The organism is Pseudomonas sp. LF020 (assembly GCF_053456425.1).
In genome coordinates this window covers 118,678-135,607 of record NZ_JBRFIX010000006.1, presented here as the reverse complement: position 1 = coordinate 135,607, position 16,930 = coordinate 118,678, and the positions used below count along the sequence as shown (strand labels likewise).

Here is a 16,930-nt window from a genome sequence, read left to right as displayed (position 1 = left end):
GCTGCGATCTTTGTTTTTTGATCGCAGCTGTCTGTGCCCTTGATCGCAGCCGCGTGCACTGCGCTCGCCAATGCGGCACAATTGCGCGCATTGATTGATAGCGCCCGGGCCTGCCGCCCCGGCTGGAGTTAGCATGTCCCTGATCATCACCGACGATTGCATCAACTGCGACGTCTGCGAACCCGAGTGCCCGAACGCCGCCATTTCCCAAGGCGAAGAGATCTACGTGATCGACCCGAACCTGTGCACCCAGTGCGTCGGCCACTACGACGAGCCGCAGTGCCAGCAGGTCTGCCCGGTGGATTGCATTCCACTGGACGAGGCGCATCCAGAGACTGAAGAACAGTTGATGGAGAAGTACCGCAAGATCACCGGCAAGGCCTGAGTTCTTCAGCGCCTGTTCCGACGCCATCGCGGGCAAGCCCGCTCCCACAGGGTTGTGTGGTGATACACAAATCGTGTGAACACCGAAATCCTTGTGGGAGCGGGCTTGCCCGCGATGAGGCCATCAATAACACCGCTGATCTCGGATCAGCTCACTCACGCTGCTCAAACCCCTCCCCCGTACACCCCAGACACCGCACAAACGCAGCTTTCGCCGGGTCCACCACCAACGCCTGCCCCGCATCGCCCACCCCGCCACCCAGCGCGGTGAACGGCAATGACACCACAAACACCCCCGCACCCAGCACCGTTGCCACCACCAATAAAGGCCGGGCAATCAGCAAATCGCCAATCATGGCGTAGGCGGGAGGGTTCTGGATGGCGTAACGCGGATCACCGCTGCCGTTTTCCGTGGCCTGAACGGCCAGGCTGGAACACAGCAGCAGTGCGGAAAACAGGACTTGCAAGGACTTCATGGCACGATCCTTCGGGCTGAACAGTGAGACAACTCACTATAGACCGTAGGACTTTTTCAGCTTTTTGCCTCAGGTCTGGCAACGCGGACAGAACACACTGGCCCGTTGACCGAGCTTCACTTCGCACAGGCCGGTGCCGCAGACCTTGCAGTGCTCACCGCCGCGACCATAGACAAACAGTTCCTGCTGGAAGTAGCCGGGCTGCCCGTCGCCGCCGATGAAATCCCGCAACGTAGTGCCGCCGCGCTCAATGGCTGCGGCCAGGATGCGTTTGATCTCGATCGCCAGCTTCAGATACCGCGCCCGGGAGATGCTCTTGGCCTCACGGCGTGGATCGATCCCGGCGGCGAACAACGCTTCGGTCGCGTAAATATTGCCGACGCCCACCACCACCGCGTTGTCCATGATGAACGGCTTGACCGCCATCGAACGCCCGCGCGACAACTGGAACAGGCGCTCGCCGTCGAACAGATCGGTCAATGGCTCCGGCCCGAGGCGAATCAGCAACTCGTGATTGAGCGGATCGTTGCTCCACAGCATCGCGCCGAAGCGCCGTGGGTCGGTGTAGCGCAACGCCAGACCAGATTCCAGCTCGATATCGACGTGCTCGTGCTTGAGCGCCGGCAACCCGACTTCGACCAACCGCAAGTTGCCCGACATGCCCAAGTGACTGATCAACGTGCCGACCTCGGCATTGATCAATAGGTACTTGGCGCGCCGCTCGACCAGCACGATGCGCTGCCCGGACAGGCGCACATCAAGGTCTTCGGGGATTGGCCAGCGCAGCCGGCGGTCACGCACGATCACCCGGCTGACGCGTTGGCCTTCCAGGTGCGGAGCAATGCCCCGGCGGGTGGTTTCGACTTCCGGCAATTCAGGCATGGCGTTCTCGAATCAATGCGCGCCGAGGTCGCGGATCGTCTGTTTGAGGGTTTCGAAATCGTAGTCCGACAGACCCACGTAATCGAGAATCAGCGCGCCGATGCTGTTCCATTCGTGGTCTTCGGTCTGATTGCCCAGTACCCGGTAAGACGCACAGATGTGCTCGGCCATCTTCAGGATCGCCAGCAGATTTTTCATCTGGCTGTTGCGCGAGGACTCGTCGCTGAAGATCGCCAGCGCATTGTGGTGATTGGCGATCGCCGTGCTGACGTGTTCCGGCAGGCGCCACGACTTGGCGGTGTAGTAGCCGACCACGGCGTGATTGGTATTGAACTCGGCGTTCTCGGTATCCACCACCCGGCATTCGGCGCTGGCGTTGGCGTAAGCTTTTTCCAGTACCGACATGTAATTGGGGAAGCGTTGCAGCATCAATGGCACACCGCAGTCGTGGAACAGGCCCAAGGCGTAGGCTTCATCGCCAGCCTGGGTGCCGATGCGCTTGGCCAGGGTCAGGCAGGTCATCGCCACGTCCTGGGCGGTGTCCCAGAAACGGTTGAGGGTGACGATGGTGTCGTCGTTCATCTCGCCCTTGATCGACTGCGCGTTGATCAGGTTGATGATCGAGCGGCTGCCCAGCAGGTTCACCGCGCGCTGGATCGAAGTGATCTTGTTGCTCAGGCCGTAATACGGCGAGTTGACGATTTTCAGCAGAGAACCGGACAGGCCGGGATCCTGGGCGATCAGCTTGGCGATCACCTCCAGGTCCGGGTCGGGCATGTACTGCTCCATTTGCAGATCCACCATGATCTGCGGCTGCGCGGGCACGCTGATGCCCTGCAGGGATTGTTGAATCTGTTCGGTGGTCAGCTCTTGGGACATAAGTACACACTCTGGGACAGGCGGCGATTCTAACCTCTAAAAACCGCACGAAGACACACCAGTGGGCAATTGTCAGGAACTTTCATTCACGCTCAGGCTTCGGACTTTGTAAGGCCGACCGGACAATCAAGCACCGGCTCGGCGGTAATTTCCCGCAGACTCAGGAGCTTATCGATGGCTACTTCCCTCACTGGCAAACGCGTCGCCATTTTAGTAACAGACGGTTTCGAACAGGTCGAACTGACCGGGCCAAAACAAGCACTGGAGCAGGCCGGCGCTCAGGTCGACATACTTTCGGCCGAGGCCGGCAAGGTCAAAGGCTGGAACCACGACAAGCCGGCGGATGACTTCAAGGTCGATCAGACCTTCCAAGGCGCCAGCAGCGAGCAGTACGACGCGATCGTCCTGCCGGGCGGCGTGCAGAACTCCGACACCATCCGCATCGACCAGGATGCCCAGCATCTGGTCAAGACCGGCGCCTCCGCCGGCAAACCGATCGCCGTGATCTGCCACGGCAGCTGGCTGCTGATTTCCGCCGGGCTGGTCAATGGCAAGACCATGACCAGCTACAAGACGCTCAAGGATGATCTGGTGAATGCCGGGGCCAACTGGGTCGATAAAGACGTGGTCAAGGACGGCCACCTGATCAGCAGCCGTCAGCCGGATGATATACCGGCGTTCAGCCGTGAGTTGATCGACGCGCTCTCTGCCTGACGCGCCTCTGTGGCGAGGGAGCTTGCTCCCGCTCGGCTGCGCAGCAGTCGCAAGCCCTGCCAACCGGTTCTTCCTGATGAATCGAGTGGCATGAATTGGGGCCGCTTCGCAGCCCGGCGGGAGCAAGCTCCCTCGCCACATGTCCAGCGCTGAACCTGCACACGCATCAACACGGTATACTCCCGCTCTTTTTTCCGGAGCGACGTCATGTCCCTGCCTAGCCTGCGCCTCAAAGCCAACGCCGACCGTCGCCTGCGCAACGGCCACTTGTGGGTCTACAGCAACGAAATCGATGTGGCTGCCACGCCACTGCACGGCTTCAAGGCCGGCGACCAGGCAATCCTCGAAGCCGCTGGCGGGAAGCCGCTGGGCATCGTCGCGATGAGCCCGAACAACCTGATCTGCGCGCGTCTGCTGTCACGCGACATCAAACTGGCGCTGGACAAGTCGCTGCTGGTGCATCGCCTGAACGTGGCCCTGTCGCTGCGCGAGCGTCTGTTCGACAAGCCGTTCTACCGCCTGGTCTACGGCGACTCCGACCTGCTGCCGGGTCTGGTGGTCGACCGCTTCGGCGACATCCTCGTGGTGCAGATTGCCTCGGCGACCATGGAAGCGCATAAAGATGACGTGATTGCAGCGCTGACCCAAGTGCTCAAGCCAAGCGGCATCCTGTTCAAGAACGACTCCGCCGCCCGTGACGCCGAAGGCCTCAATCGCTACGTCGAAACCGTGTTCGGTCTGGTGCCGGAGTGGGTGCCCCTGGAAGAGAACGGCGTGAAGTTTGAAGCGCCAGTCATTGGTGGCCAGAAAACCGGCTGGTTCTACGACCACCGCATGAACCGCGCCCGCCTCGCGCCTTACGCCAAAGGCAAACGCGTCCTCGACCTTTATAGCTACATCGGTGGCTGGGGCGTGCAGGCTGCCGCGTTCGGCGCCAGCGAAGTGTTCTGCGTCGACGCATCGGGCTTCGCCCTCGACGGCGTTGAGCGTAACGCCGCGCTGAACGGCTTCGCCGAAAAGATGACCTGCATCGAAGGCGACGTCTTCGAAGCGCTGAAGGAACTCAAGGCCAGCGAAGAACGTTTCGACGTGATCGTTGCCGACCCGCCAGCGTTCATCAAGCGCAAGAAAGACATGAAGAACGGCGAAGGTGCCTACCGTCGTCTGAACGAGCAAGCCATGCGCCTGCTGACCAAGGACGGCATTCTGGTCAGCGCTTCGTGCTCCATGCACCTGCCGGAGGACGATCTGCAGAACATCCTGCTGACCAGCGCCCGTCACCTGGACCGCAACATCCAGATGCTCGAGCGCGGCGGTCAGGGTCCGGATCACCCGGTACACCCGGCCATCGCCGAGACTCGCTACATCAAGAGCATCACCTGCCGCCTGCTGCCGAACAGCTGATCGGCCCATGAACGGGGAGCCTGCGGGCTCCCCGTTGGCCTAACGACGATGCAATGTCGTCGAATCCACTTCCTTTTCCTACAACAAACTTCCTACCTGTACGCAGGACATTTCCCTGCGCGTTAAATTTCAAGAGTTAAAACTTACAAGCCCGCCTTTGCAACACGCCCACTCCGACAAAATTAATAGAAATTTCCTACCCAAGTATCGCTTGCCAATAATTCATTACAACCTATTATTAAGTTGTCACCACGACGGTGACACTCACTCTCAATGAACAAGGAGTTCATACTTATGAAAGCAATTACTCTGGAAACCAACCAAATCGCAAACCTGGCCTTCCTGGTTGCGCCTAAAGCCCGCTAAGTGAGCCAGAACGCTGGGGAGTGCCGGCACCCCAGCGTTCTTTCGACCCTTTTCCAGAGTGATCAATACAACATGCACATCAATCCTTATTTATTCATATTGCCGCGCACACCCGGACAAATTGTCTGGAACTATAAAGATCACACCCAACACGAACTGGACCTGACTTACTCTTGTCGACTTGCACAACTTATCAATAACCCGGAACAGTTCGACAGACGCAACATAATAGACTCACGACTTCTGAACGCGGGCATATTAACCGTTGCAAAAATAGACAGTCCGCCATGGGGCTGGGATGAATTGTCGAAGATTTATCATATCGGCACCCAGAACATTCCCTGCGAACAGATACCCCAGAATATTCAAGAGTGGTCCAGGCAATACCTGAACCATTGCAGCGCCGTGCTGACCACACCGGCACCCACGCAAGATCGCCCGATCCATCAAGACAAACCTCTGATCACCCTGCCCGCCTCTGCGGCTCTGACCGTCGCCAGCCTGGGCAATGTCCTGCGTCTGAGAAAAACCTGCCGCTCATTCACTGGCGCAGCGATCACCCTCAATGACGTCGGCACGCTGCTGTATCTCTCGCTGGGCTTTCTTCGCCATCGCGACAATGACCGCGACGAGAGCATCGCCGAAGGACTCGGCGCCCGTCGCAGCAGTCCTTCAGGTGGCGGGTTGAATGCCTGTGAAGGATTTCTTCTGGCACGCAATATCGAGGGCCTGGAACCGGGCATTTACGCCTATCACCCGGCAGAACATGCGCTCAGCCGGGTCAATCCATTGCCCGAACCCGCGCTCGGCCATTTGCTGGCGGGTCAGCACTTCATCAACAATCTGCCGCTGGGTCTGTTCATCACCGCTCGTTTCGACAAGCTCTGGTGGAAGTATGAACACTCGCGCGCCTATCGCATGGCGTTCGTCGAGGCCGGTCACTTGTCGCAGACCTTTCAACTGGTGGCCACGGCGCTGGGCCTGGGAACGTGGCTGACAGGGGCGTTTGCCGATCGTCAGGTCGAAGCCCTGCTCAAACTCGAAGGCAGCGCTGAACAACCATTGTTCTTTGTCGGCTGCGGTGCCAGTGACGGTCAGGCGATGTGTCAGGAAATGCGTGACCTGTTGCAGGAGACGCGTCCATGAGTGCGCCAACCGCGGATCAGCCCGAAGCGCCAGAGTCCTCGGCGCTTCGATTCACCCTCGGCGATTGGGACAACCACGCTTCGGTGCGCAACAGCCGGCACGCCTACCAGTTACCCGCAGACCTGCCGTTGCAACTGCAAACGCGCTTCTGGTTTCCGCCGGCATTCCTGCCGTACCTGTCCCACCCGGCCATCGAAGCCGCAGGCAGCAGGGTCATGCATCGGCTCGCAGCCAGTCACCTGGTGCACTTTCTCGACTACACCACGCTGCTCGAGCACCGCATCGTCAACCGCGCCGTGGAAACCATCGTCCACGGCGAGTTACCCGCATACATTCCTTCACGGATGAAAACCGCCGCGCTGCAGCTCTATACCGACGAGGGTTATCACGCGCTGTTCTCCCATCGTCTGGCCGAACAGATCGCCGAACTGCATGGTTTCACCGGTCGTCCGCAGATACCGCTGCGCATTACCCGCCTGACCGGTCAGATCGCCCGAACGCCGGAAAGCAAACGCCCGCTGGCATGGTTTCTGCTCGGTTTCGTTTCAGAAACCATCATTGCCCGGGAACTGCTGGATGTGTGTCGGGAAACGCTGGTCAGCAGCGTGAATGACATGTTGCGCGACCATCTCGCTGATGAAGCGCGCCACAGCCGGTTTTTTTCCGAGGTCTTCCACTACCTCTGGTTGACCCTGAACAGCCGCCAGCGCGCCTTCGCGGCCAGAACCTTGCTGGAGACCCTGGCGACCTTCTTCGAAGTCGACGAGCAATGGCTGCACCAAAGCCTGCGCCGTGCCGGCATTGGCGAAGGCGCAATCAGGGAAATCCTCGAAAGCCTGACCAACGAACAGGCCAGCCGTGAGCGTGCCAGATCCGGAGCAACGGCTACGCTTGCTGCACTCGAAAAAGCCGGATTCTTCGCGCTACCCAACAACCGCAAACTTTTCGCCAAGGCAGGACTGATCGATGCTTGAAGGAAGAACAGTGGTAACGACCCGACAACGACGCGGGGCGGTCAGCCTGCTTTTGGCCATGGTGCTGCTGGGGGTGTTTCCGCTGGACGTCCTGCTGCCGTCGTTCCCGGCGCTGGCTGAACACTTCGCCAGCACTCCGACCGACATCGCCCTGTCGATCAGCCTGTTCGCGGTGGGGATTGCCTTTGCCCAACTGTTGATCGGGCCGTTGTCCGACGTTATCGGGCGCAAGGGCTTGTTGCTCGCCGGCATGGCTGTCTCGATCCTCGGCGCCATCGGTTGTGTAATGACCAGTGACTACATGCTGTTCATGACCTTTCGCATCGTGCAGGCCATCGGTTGTGGCTGTTTCGTCCTGTCACAGGCTCTGGTGCAGGATCTGTTCGAGGGCGCCGAGCGTGATCGTCTGCGGATCCTGATGGTCACGGCATCGGGGATCTTTATCTCGATCTCACCGCTGGCCGGCACCTTTCTGCAGGCGACCCTGGGCTGGCGTGGCAGTTTCTGGCTGTTCATCGCTCTGGCAGTGGTGGTGTTGCTCAAGGCCTGGCTGTTTCTGGACGGTGGTCGGCCCGCCGTCAAAGCTACACCGCTCAACTTTCTCCGCGCCTATCGACGGGTGCTGGGGGATTTCGAGTTCGTCGGCTACTGGTTGATTTCGGCTTTCGCATTCGCCTGCCACTTCTCTTTCATCGTCATTTCGCCGCTGATCTTCATGGATCAATTGCAGCTCTCAGCCTACGACTTCTCGCTGATCCTGCTCATCTACGGTGCGGCCTATGTCACTGGCGGGATCGTCGCCACGCTGTTGAGCCGGCGAATCTCGCCCGGACAGCAAATGGTGGTCGGGCTGAGCCTGATTCTGCTGGCGGGGCTGGTGATGCTGTTCATGGCCAGGCACCTTGCGCTCTCGGCGGCCACGGTGCTGATTCCGATGTTGATCTGCACCGCCGGCACCACCATCGCACGCCCCGCAGCCACGTCGCGGGCCATGAGCCTGTTTCCCGAGAATGCCGGCACCTCGGCTTCGGCAGGCAGTACGATCATTTTCATCTGTGGTGGCTTGATCAGCGCCTTGATCAGCCTGAGCCCAAGCAACCTGCAAGCCACCCTCGGCTACTGTTTTGTCCTGCTCAGCTGCATCGCGCTGGCGTTGAACAAGCGGATCAGCCATCGCGCCAGCATCATCGAGAACGGCGCCGTCACGCCCTCTGGCAGCGATTGAGCCTGCCGGTCGTCATGCCACACGCACCGTCGGCACTGGAACAATGCTTTGCGCCATTCCCTCCAGACGCCAGCGGTGTAGAATCGGCTGATTCATCGCCATTCATCCCCCGGCGGGTTTATGAGCTCAGGCTGAGGCAAGCGGCGATCCCGCAAAGTCATCGGCAACATCCAGGACACACGGCCATTTCTGAGTGTTCCAGACGTCAATAGAAGCTCACTCCCTTTTGATACCTGATTAGCCGCCCGGAGTGCTCCATGCCAGATTACCGCTCGAAAACATCCACCCACGGCCGCAACATGGCCGGCGCCCGCGCACTGTGGCGTGCCACCGGGATGAAAGATGACGACTTCAAGAAGCCGATCATCGCCATTGCCAACTCCTTCACCCAGTTCGTGCCGGGCCACGTGCACCTCAAGGACCTCGGTCAACTGGTTGCCCGGGAAATCGAACGTGCCGGTGGCGTCGCGAAAGAATTCAACACCATCGCCGTGGATGACGGCATCGCCATGGGTCACGACGGCATGCTGTATTCGCTGCCGAGCCGCGAGATCATCGCCGACTCCGTCGAATACATGGTCAACGCTCACTGCGCCGACGCCATCGTCTGCATCTCCAACTGCGACAAGATCACCCCGGGCATGCTGATGGCCGCCCTGCGCCTGAACATTCCGGTGATCTTCGTATCCGGCGGCCCGATGGAAGCCGGCAAGACCAAACTCGCTTCCCACGGCCTCGACCTCGTCGACGCCATGGTGATCGCCGCCGACTCCAGCGCTTCTGACGAGAAAGTCGCTGAATACGAACGTAGCGCCTGCCCGACCTGCGGCTCCTGCTCCGGCATGTTCACCGCCAACTCGATGAACTGCCTGACCGAAGCCCTCGGTCTCGCACTGCCGGGCAACGGTTCGACCTTGGCCACCCACAGCGACCGCGAGCAGCTGTTCCTGCAGGCCGGCCGCACCATCGTCGAGCTGTGCAAGCGTTACTACGGCGAGAACGATGAATCGGTACTGCCGCGCAACATCGCCAACTTCAAGGCGTTCGAGAACGCAATGATGCTCGACATCGCCATGGGCGGTTCGACCAACACCATCCTGCACTTGCTGGCTGCCGCCCAGGAAGCCGAGATCGATTTCGACCTGCGCGACATCGACCGTCTCTCGCGCAGCGTGCCGCAACTGTGCAAGGTCGCGCCGAACATCCAGAAGTACCACATGGAAGACGTGCACCGCGCTGGCGGCATCTTCAGCATCCTCGGTTCCCTGGCCCGTGGCGGCCTGCTGCACACCGACCTGCCGACCGTGCACAGCCGCAGCATGGAAGAAGCCATCGCCAAGTGGGACATCACCCAGACCACCGACGAAGCCGTGCATCACTTCTTCAAGGCCGGCCCGGCGGGCATCCCGACCCAGACTGCGTTCAGCCAGTCGACCCGCTGGGAAACCCTCGACGACGACCGTGAAAACGGCTGCATCCGCAGCTTCGAACACGCCTATTCGAAAGAAGGCGGCCTGGCCGTGCTGTACGGCAACATCGCTCTTGATGGCTGCGTGGTGAAAACCGCCGGCGTCGACGAGTCGATCCACGTCTTCGAAGGCAACGCGAAGATCTTCGAAAGCCAGGACAGCGCCGTGCGCGGCATCCTCGCCGACGAAGTGAAGGAAGGCGACATCGTCATCATTCGCTACGAAGGCCCGAAAGGCGGCCCGGGCATGCAGGAAATGCTCTACCCGACGTCGTACCTGAAGTCCAAAGGTCTGGGCAAAGCCTGTGCGTTGCTCACCGACGGTCGTTTCTCCGGCGGTACTTCCGGTCTGTCGATCGGCCACGCTTCGCCAGAGGCTGCGGCCGGCGGCGCGATCGGTCTGGTGCAGGACGGCGACAAAGTGCTGATCGACATTCCGAACCGCTCGATCAACCTGTTGGTCAGCGATGAAGAACTGGCTGCGCGCCGGGTCGAGCAGGACAAGAAAGGCTGGAAACCGGTCGAACAACGTCCCCGCAAAGTGACCACCGCGCTGAAGGCCTACGCCCTGCTGGCGACCAGCGCCGACAAGGGTGCGGTGCGTAACAAGGCGATGCTCGACGGGCTGTAAGCGTCGAATCGCCAAAACAAAAATGCCCCGCCAAGTGCGGGGCATTTTTTTGCCTGATCGAATCAATGGGTGAACATGAGGGCCCCATCGCTGGCAAGCCAGCTCCCACAGGGATTTATGGTGCTCTCACCATTTGTGTTTGACCTTGGACCCTGTGGGAGCTGGCTTGCCAGCGATGGGAGCGACCCGGTCTTACTGAATTTCCTCGGGTTTAACGATCACCCAGTTTTTGTCCGCCGTCACCGGCAACCCTTCCTTCGCCTGCGCCGCTGCGTGTTTGGCCATCATGCCGTTGAGTTGGGTCATGTATTTGTCCTTGCGGTTGACCCACAAGTGAATGCCGCCCTTGGCCACATCCACATCGTGGAACAGCATGTAACCGTCGCTGCTCGGGGTATCGCCGCCCACCAGCACCGGTTTTTTCCACTCGTCGATGTAGGTCAGAATCGCCGCGTGCTTGCCGGCCATCCAGGTCGCCGGGGTCCACAGGTACGGGGTCAGTTCGAGGCCGAGGTTGGCCTTCTCGTCATACTTGCCGGCGGTGATCTGCTTGCGCGCGGTCGTCAGCTCGCCGGTTTCGCGGTTCTTCAGCAACGTGGTCACGCCGATCACGTTCTGCGGTTTGACGTTGTAGCCGTACTTCGGATCAGCCGCGACCATACGCACCAGTTCCTCCGAGGCGGCGGTCATCACATAGACCTCAATGCCGTTCTCCATCAGCTTGTTGTACAGCTCGGCCTGGCCGGTGAAGACTTTCGGCGGCTGCACGTCGATGTTTTTCACTACATCGCCTTCGTAGTAGGTCGCCGGCACCGGTTTGCCAGACGCCATCAGCTCATCGACGTAGCCCTTGAGTTCCTTGAGAGTGAAGCCGGAGAACACCTGCGCTACCCACGGGTAGCAGACCATGTCATCGACTTCGCACAGGCGATAGTAGTAACTGAACAGGCTTTCCTTATGCTCGGCGGTGTCCTTGAACGGCATCAGTTTCAGCGAGGGATCGAGTTTGTCGCGGGTGATCAGGCCCTTGTTTTCCATGAACGGCAACAACGACTCTTCGAGGTCGTAGCGGTAACTGGTGTTGTCCATGTCGAACACCGCGTAGTTACCCTTGTTGGCATTGGCGGCGATCATCGCGTCGAGTGCCTTGGCCTGATCCGCCGGCCAGTGCTTCAGGTCGGTGGCGAATGCGTGAGCGGCCAAGCCCAATCCAAGAACCACAGCGAGCATTTTCGGTGCGAACTTCATCGGCGTTTTCTCCCTGACTGAAAGACATCGACGCTAACAAATAAGTGTGACAGTCCTCGTCTGTCAGCGACCGCTTACGTCTCCTCAACGCCAGTTGCATTGCCGAGAGCGACAAGCGCTTATTCCAAAAACGACGGACAACCTGCGATTTCGGTATTAATTCATTGGAAATCAAACTGTTAGGCTTGCCGGTTCGCAGTTGCCCAAGAAGGCGACTGGCACAAGTCTTATCGGAGTCTTCATGAATCTGCCGCTGATCCTCAATCTGCTGGTGTTCCTCGCCCTGCTCTTCGGTCTGGCGCAAACCCGCCACACTACATGGAGCCTGGCGAAAAAAGTCCTGCTCGCGCTGGTGCTGGGCGTAGCCTTCGGTGTTGCCCTGCACACCGTTTACGGTGCCGGCAACCCGGTACTGAAAGCCTCGATCGGCTGGTTCGATCTGGTCGGCAACGGCTACGTGCAGCTGCTGCAAATGATCGTGATCCCGCTGGTGTTCGCCTCGATCCTCAGCGCGGTTGCGCGTCTGCACAACGCCTCATCGCTGGGCAAGATCAGCTTCCTGACCATCGGCACCCTGCTGTTCACTACCGCGATCGCGGCGCTGATCGGTATCGGCCTGACCAACCTGTTCGGCCTCACCGCCGAAGGCCTGGTCGCCGGCACGCAGGAAATGGCCCGTCTGCAAACCATCCAGACCGACTACGCCGGCAAGGTCGCCGACCTGAATGTGCCGCAGCTGCTGCTGTCGTTCATTCCACAGAACCCGTTCGCCGATCTGGCCCGGGCCAAGCCGACCTCGATCATCAGTGTGGTGATCTTCGCTGCGTTCCTCGGGGTTGCAGCACTGCAACTGCTCAAGGATGACGTCGAAAAAGGTCAGAAAGTGATCAACGCCATCGACACCCTGCAAGCCTGGGTGATGCGTCTGGTGCGTCTGGTGATGAAGCTGACCCCGTACGGCGTGCTGGCGCTGATGACCAAAGTGGTGGCCGGTTCCAACCTGCAGGACATCATCAAGCTCGGCAGTTTCGTCGTGGTTTCGTACCTCGGTCTGGGCCTGATGTTTGTCGTGCATGGCCTGCTGGTGTCGGCCGCTGGTATCAACCCGCTGCGTTTCTTCCGCAAGATCTGGCCGGTGCTGACGTTCGCGTTCACAAGCCGCTCCAGCGCGGCGAGCATTCCGCTGAGCATCGAAGCGCAGACCCGTCGTCTGGGCATTCCGCAGTCGATCGCCAGTTTCGCCGCCTCGTTCGGTGCGACCATCGGCCAGAACGGTTGCGCCGGTCTGTACCCGGCGATGTTGGCGGTGATGGTTGCGCCAACGGTCGGCATCAACCCGCTGGATCCGCTGTGGATCGCGACGCTGGTGGCGATTGTGACTTTGAGTTCGGCCGGTGTGGCCGGGGTCGGTGGCGGCGCGACATTCGCGGCACTGATCGTGCTGCCGGCGATGGGCTTGCCGGTGTCGCTGGTGGCGCTACTGATTTCGGTTGAGCCGCTGATCGACATGGGTCGTACGGCGTTGAACGTGAGTGGTTCGATCACCGCGGGTGCGATCACCAGCCAAGTGATGCAGCAGACGGATAAAGCACTGCTGGATGCGGATGAGCATGCGGAGCTTGCTCAGGCCTGACAGCAACACACACTTGTGGTGAGGGAGCTTGCTCCCGCTGGGTTGCGAAGCGACCCCAACATCTTGGGCCTGCTGCGCAGGCCAGCGGGAGCAAGCTCCCTCGCCACAGGTTAATCAAGCCTTTTCCCAGACTTCAAAGTTGTACGCAGGCTTGTCGCCCTCAGCCGGATTCGGCACGTTCGACACCAGCTTCCACTGGTTCAGATCGAACTCCGGAAACCACGCATCGCCTTCCGGGCTAAGCGCCACACGGGTCAGATACAGACGATCGGCCTGCGCCAGCCCTTGCGCATACAACTGCGCGCCGCCAATCAGCATCAACTCATCGACGCCCTGCGCTTTCGCCCACTCTTCGGCGCGCACCACCGCGGCTTCCAGCGACGGATAAACCTCCGCGCCTTCCAGCACCAGGTCTGCCTGACGGCTGACCACGATGTTCAAGCGCCCCGGCAGCGGACGACCGAGGGAGTCCCAGGTCTTGCGGCCCATGATGATCGGCTTGCCGAGGGTCGTGGCCTTGAAGTATTTGAAGTCCCCCGGCAGGTGCCAGGGCATGCTGTTGTCGACGCCGATCACGCGGTTTTCACCGAGGGCTGCGATCAGGCTGAGGGGGAGTGATTTAGTCATGCCGGCGAGGATACCAGAGCCTCGCTTGACCCGATAAGCGCCACAGCGGTTATGCTCACTGCTCAATCGAGCAACGGAATGGCGCGTGACTGAACTGACTCCACTGCAAAACCTCTGGCTGACGGAAACCATCCGCCTGCGCGAAGAACACGCAGGTCCCCTGGAGGATCTGGAAGCCAATCGACTGGCCCGCGCGGCCGGCGGCGATCTGCCGGGCCGTATTCAGCGCCGCGCCGTGTGGCTGGCCGAGCGTGACGGGCTGAGCGCAGCACTCAAGCACTGGCTGCAAGGCGCGCGTCTGGCGCTGGTGCTGTTGGTGATTTTCGCGCTGCTGAGCGGTGCCGGTCTGGCCTTCGCCGCGCTGAGCCAGACACCGGTCAATGTATTCTGGGCCTTGGGCAGCCTGCTCGGATTGAACCTGATTCTGCTGCTGAGCTGGGCGCTGGGGCTGGTCTTTGCCGGCGAACACGGCGCCACCCTCGGCCGATTGTGGCTGTGGCTCAGTGAAAAACTCGCCCGTGACGCGAAAGCTGCGCAACTGGCGCCGGCCCTGCTGCTGATGTTGCAACGCAGGAAACTCAATCACTGGGTCCTCGGTACACTGGTCAATGGCCTGTGGTTGCTGGCGATGCTCAGCGCACTGGTGCTATTGCTGACGCTGATGGCGACCCGGCGCTACGGCTTCGTCTGGGAAACCACAATCCTCAGCGCCGACACCTTTATCAACCTGACCCAAGCCCTCGGCGCGCTGCCGGCGCTGCTCGGCTTCAACGTGCCGACCGTAGAGATGATCCGCGCCAGCGGCGCCGCCGCGCTGGACATCGAAAGCGCGCGACAGGCCTGGGCGACCTGGCTGGTCGGCGTGCTGGTGGTCTACGGCGTGCTGCCGCGCCTGCTGCTGGCCGCGTTGTGTTTCTGGCGCTGGAATCGCGGCAAAGCCGCGCTGACCCTGGACCTGAACCTGCCCGGTTATGCCCAGTTGCGCGAACGCCTGATGCCCACCAGCGAACGCTTGGGCATCAACGACGCCGCACCGCAGCAGTTGCATCGGGTCGAAAGCAGCGTCAGCGAACACGCCAGCGACGGCGCCCTGCTGGTCGGCATCGAACTCGACGATCAACGCTCGTGGCCGCCGGCCCTGCCGAAAACCGTGAGCAACGCCGGAATCCTCGACAGCCGCGAATCGCGCAACAAACTCCTGGAACAACTCAGCCGTTTCCCCCCGGAGCGCCTGCTGATCGCCTGCGACCCACGGCGCTCGCCGGATCGCGGCAGCCTCGCGCTGATCGCCGAACTGGCGCGCAACGCCGGCGCCACCCGGGTCTGGCTGTTGCAAGCACCGCCCGGTGAAGCGCTGGACAGCGCCCGCCTCGGCGACTGGCACGTGGCGCTGCAACAACTGGAGTTGCCGTTCGCCGATTGCGCGCCGATGAACTGGCTGGAGAACGGTCATGACTGATGCCCACAAAGCGCCGCTGAAACTCGCGGTGGTCGGCCACACCAACGTCGGCAAGACTTCGCTGCTGCGCACCCTGACCCGCGACGTCGGCTTCGGCGAAGTCTCGCACCGCCCGAGCACCACCCGGCATGTCGAAGGTGCGCGGTTGTCGGTGGACGGCGAGCCGCTGCTCGATCTCTACGACACGCCCGGTCTGGAAGATGCCATCGCCCTGCTGGATTTCCTCGAGCGTCTGGAGCGCCCCGGCGAACGCCTCGACGGCCCGGCGCGACTGGCACGGTTTCTCGACGGCAGCGAGGCGCGCCAGCGTTTCGAACAGGAAGCCAAAGTGCTGCGGCAACTGCTCGCCTCTGACGCCGGCCTGTATGTGATCGACGCCCGCGAACCGGTGCTGGCCAAATATCGCGACGAACTGGAAGTGCTCGCCAGTTGCGGCAAACCGCTGCTGCCGGTACTGAATTTCGTCAGCAGCGCCAACCATCGCGAACCGGACTGGCGCGAAGCGTTGGCGCGGCTTGGCCTGCATGCGCTGGTGCGCTTCGACAGCGTTGCACCGCCGGAAGATGGCGAGCGGCGCCTGTACGAAAGCCTTGCGCTGTTGCTGGAAAACGCCCGTCCGCAACTGGAGCGCCTGATCGCCGATCAACAGGCCCAGCGTCTCGCCCGTCAGCAAAGTGCGGCGCGCCTGATCGCTGAACTGCTGATCGATTGTGCGGCGTGCCGGCGCAGTGTGGTCAGCGAGGCCGAGCAGGAACAGCAAGCCATCAGCGACCTGCGCAAAGCCGTGCGCCAGCGCGAACAGAAATGCGTCGAGGCATTGCTCAAGCTCTACGCGTTTCGCCCGCAGGACGCGGCGGCCAGTGATTTGCCGTTACTCGACGGGCGTTGGGGCGACGACTTGTTCAACCCGGAAACATTGAAGCAACTCGGTGTACGTGTTGGCGGCGGAATTGCAGCAGGCGCTGCAGCCGGGGCTGGCGTGGATCTGCTGGTCGGCGGGATTACCCTCGGTGCGGCGGCTTTGGCCGGTGCGATTGCCGGCGGTGCGCTGCAAACCGCGCGCAGTTATGGCAGTCGCCTGCTCGGCAAGATCAAGGGCCAGCGGGAGTTGACCGTGGATGACGGGGTGCTGCGGTTGTTGGCGCTGCGGCAACGGCAGTTGCTGTTGGCGCTCGATCAGCGCGGGCATGCGGCGATGGACGCGGTTCAGGTCGCCACCCCGCAGGACAAGACCTGGCGCGAGGGCAAGTTGCCGGATGCGCTGAGCAAGGCCCGGGCGCATCCGCAGTGGTCTTCGCTCAATCCGCATGCGAAGCTGAATCAGGCGGAGCGGCAGGAGCAGATTGAGTCTTTGGCTGCAGATCTGTAGCGCCCGGACTGACGCTATCGCTGGCAAGCCAGCTCCCACAGAGCT

15 protein-coding genes are annotated in these 16,930 nt (G+C 61.1%); 10 read left to right on the top strand and 5 right to left on the bottom strand.

What is annotated here, in order from left to right; translation table 11 throughout:
* Positions 1-133 precede the first annotated feature (133 nt).
* Positions 134-385, top strand: a complete 252-nt coding sequence (locus ACU680_RS15900) for a YfhL family 4Fe-4S dicluster ferredoxin (protein WP_003195146.1) — start codon at positions 134-136, stop codon at positions 383-385.
* A 151-nt stretch (positions 386-536) separates the two neighbouring features.
* Here ACU680_RS15900 and ACU680_RS15895 read toward each other — a convergent pair whose 3' ends face one another.
* From ACU680_RS15895 to ACU680_RS15885, 3 genes are all read right to left on the bottom strand, one after another.
* Positions 537-860 (bottom strand): multidrug transporter, encoded by a 324-nt coding sequence (locus tag ACU680_RS15895; protein WP_448179931.1) that lies wholly within the window; start codon positions 858-860, stop codon positions 537-539.
* Positions 861-929: 69 nt separating this feature from the next.
* Positions 930-1,742 carry a bifunctional DNA-formamidopyrimidine glycosylase/DNA-(apurinic or apyrimidinic site) lyase gene (gene mutM, locus ACU680_RS15890; RefSeq protein WP_448179930.1) on the bottom strand — a complete coding sequence of 271 codons (813 nt, stop codon included), beginning with the start codon at positions 1,740-1,742 and terminating at the stop codon, positions 930-932.
* Between the two features lie 12 nt (positions 1,743-1,754).
* Complete coding sequence (locus tag ACU680_RS15885; protein WP_177325698.1) at positions 1,755-2,567, bottom strand: HDOD domain-containing protein; 813 nt, start codon at positions 2,565-2,567, stop codon at positions 1,755-1,757.
* 228 nt (positions 2,568-2,795) lie between these two features.
* On the opposite strand from ACU680_RS15885, the gene ACU680_RS15880 reads away from it, so the two are divergent.
* From ACU680_RS15880 to ilvD, 6 genes are all read left to right on the top strand, one after another.
* The gene (locus ACU680_RS15880; protein WP_448179929.1) at positions 2,796-3,335 is read left to right on the top strand and encodes a type 1 glutamine amidotransferase domain-containing protein; all 540 of its coding nucleotides are present in this window, start codon (positions 2,796-2,798) and stop codon (positions 3,333-3,335) included.
* A gap of 207 nt (positions 3,336-3,542) precedes the next feature.
* Positions 3,543-4,739, top strand: coding sequence for a class I SAM-dependent rRNA methyltransferase (locus tag ACU680_RS15875; protein ID WP_448179928.1), 1,197 nt, complete (start codon positions 3,543-3,545; stop codon positions 4,737-4,739).
* A gap of 438 nt (positions 4,740-5,177) precedes the next feature.
* Positions 5,178-6,251 (top strand): SagB family peptide dehydrogenase, encoded by a 1,074-nt coding sequence (locus tag ACU680_RS15870; protein ID WP_448179927.1) that lies wholly within the window; start codon positions 5,178-5,180, stop codon positions 6,249-6,251.
* Positions 6,248-7,225 carry a diiron oxygenase gene (locus ACU680_RS15865; protein ID WP_367086096.1) on the top strand — a complete coding sequence of 326 codons (978 nt, stop codon included), beginning with the start codon at positions 6,248-6,250 and terminating at the stop codon, positions 7,223-7,225. The genes ACU680_RS15870 and ACU680_RS15865 overlap by 4 nt, the downstream gene beginning before the upstream one ends.
* Positions 7,218-8,450: an MFS transporter gene (locus tag ACU680_RS15860; RefSeq protein ID WP_448179926.1), complete on the top strand. Its 1,233-nt coding sequence runs from the start codon at positions 7,218-7,220 to the stop codon at positions 8,448-8,450. Before ACU680_RS15865 ends, ACU680_RS15860 begins: the two co-directional genes overlap by 8 nt.
* Positions 8,451-8,707: 257 nt before the next feature.
* Complete coding sequence (ilvD, locus tag ACU680_RS15855) at positions 8,708-10,549, top strand: dihydroxy-acid dehydratase (RefSeq protein WP_007964170.1); 1,842 nt, start codon at positions 8,708-8,710, stop codon at positions 10,547-10,549.
* Between the two features lie 192 nt (positions 10,550-10,741).
* Here the strand turns inward: ilvD and ACU680_RS15850 are convergent, their stop codons facing one another.
* Positions 10,742-11,797 carry an HAD family hydrolase gene (locus ACU680_RS15850; protein ID WP_448179925.1) on the bottom strand — a complete coding sequence of 352 codons (1,056 nt, stop codon included), beginning with the start codon at positions 11,795-11,797 and terminating at the stop codon, positions 10,742-10,744.
* Between the two features lie 241 nt (positions 11,798-12,038).
* Between ACU680_RS15850 and ACU680_RS15845 the strand changes: the two genes are divergently transcribed.
* The gene (locus ACU680_RS15845) at positions 12,039-13,430 is read left to right on the top strand and encodes an L-cystine transporter (RefSeq protein WP_096795779.1); all 1,392 of its coding nucleotides are present in this window, start codon (positions 12,039-12,041) and stop codon (positions 13,428-13,430) included.
* Positions 13,431-13,544: 114 nt separating this feature from the next.
* Here ACU680_RS15845 and ACU680_RS15840 read toward each other — a convergent pair whose 3' ends face one another.
* Positions 13,545-14,057, bottom strand: coding sequence for a dihydrofolate reductase (locus ACU680_RS15840; RefSeq protein WP_083367642.1), 513 nt, complete (start codon positions 14,055-14,057; stop codon positions 13,545-13,547).
* 85 nt (positions 14,058-14,142) lie between these two features.
* On the opposite strand from ACU680_RS15840, the gene ACU680_RS15835 reads away from it, so the two are divergent.
* The gene (locus ACU680_RS15835; protein ID WP_448179924.1) at positions 14,143-15,516 is read left to right on the top strand and encodes a DUF2868 domain-containing protein; all 1,374 of its coding nucleotides are present in this window, start codon (positions 14,143-14,145) and stop codon (positions 15,514-15,516) included.
* On the top strand, positions 15,509-16,885 hold the full coding sequence (locus ACU680_RS15830) for a GTPase/DUF3482 domain-containing protein (RefSeq protein ID WP_448179923.1): 1,377 nt from the start codon (positions 15,509-15,511) through the stop codon (positions 16,883-16,885). The genes ACU680_RS15835 and ACU680_RS15830 overlap by 8 nt, the downstream gene beginning before the upstream one ends.
* Positions 16,886-16,930 lie beyond the last annotated feature (45 nt).

Coding starts and splice junctions, on each gene's coding strand:
- ACU680_RS15900 (WP_003195146.1), top strand. CDS start 134: ATGTCCCTGATCATCACCGACGATTGCATCAACTGCGACGTCTGCGAA.
- ACU680_RS15895 (WP_448179931.1), bottom strand. CDS start 860: ATGAAGTCCTTGCAAGTCCTGTTTTCCGCACTGCTGCTGTGTTCCAGC.
- mutM (WP_448179930.1), bottom strand. CDS start 1,742: ATGCCTGAATTGCCGGAAGTCGAAACCACCCGCCGGGGCATTGCTCCG.
- ACU680_RS15880 (WP_448179929.1), top strand. CDS start 2,796: ATGGCTACTTCCCTCACTGGCAAACGCGTCGCCATTTTAGTAACAGAC.
- ACU680_RS15875 (WP_448179928.1), top strand. CDS start 3,543: ATGTCCCTGCCTAGCCTGCGCCTCAAAGCCAACGCCGACCGTCGCCTG.
- ACU680_RS15870 (WP_448179927.1), top strand. CDS start 5,178: ATGCACATCAATCCTTATTTATTCATATTGCCGCGCACACCCGGACAA.
- ACU680_RS15865 (WP_367086096.1), top strand. CDS start 6,248: ATGAGTGCGCCAACCGCGGATCAGCCCGAAGCGCCAGAGTCCTCGGCG.
- ACU680_RS15860 (WP_448179926.1), top strand. CDS start 7,218: ATGCTTGAAGGAAGAACAGTGGTAACGACCCGACAACGACGCGGGGCG.
- ilvD (WP_007964170.1), top strand. CDS start 8,708: ATGCCAGATTACCGCTCGAAAACATCCACCCACGGCCGCAACATGGCC.
- ACU680_RS15850 (WP_448179925.1), bottom strand. CDS start 11,797: ATGAAGTTCGCACCGAAAATGCTCGCTGTGGTTCTTGGATTGGGCTTG.
- ACU680_RS15845 (WP_096795779.1), top strand. CDS start 12,039: ATGAATCTGCCGCTGATCCTCAATCTGCTGGTGTTCCTCGCCCTGCTC.
- ACU680_RS15840 (WP_083367642.1), bottom strand. CDS start 14,057: ATGACTAAATCACTCCCCCTCAGCCTGATCGCAGCCCTCGGTGAAAAC.
- ACU680_RS15830 (WP_448179923.1), top strand. CDS start 15,509: ATGACTGATGCCCACAAAGCGCCGCTGAAACTCGCGGTGGTCGGCCAC.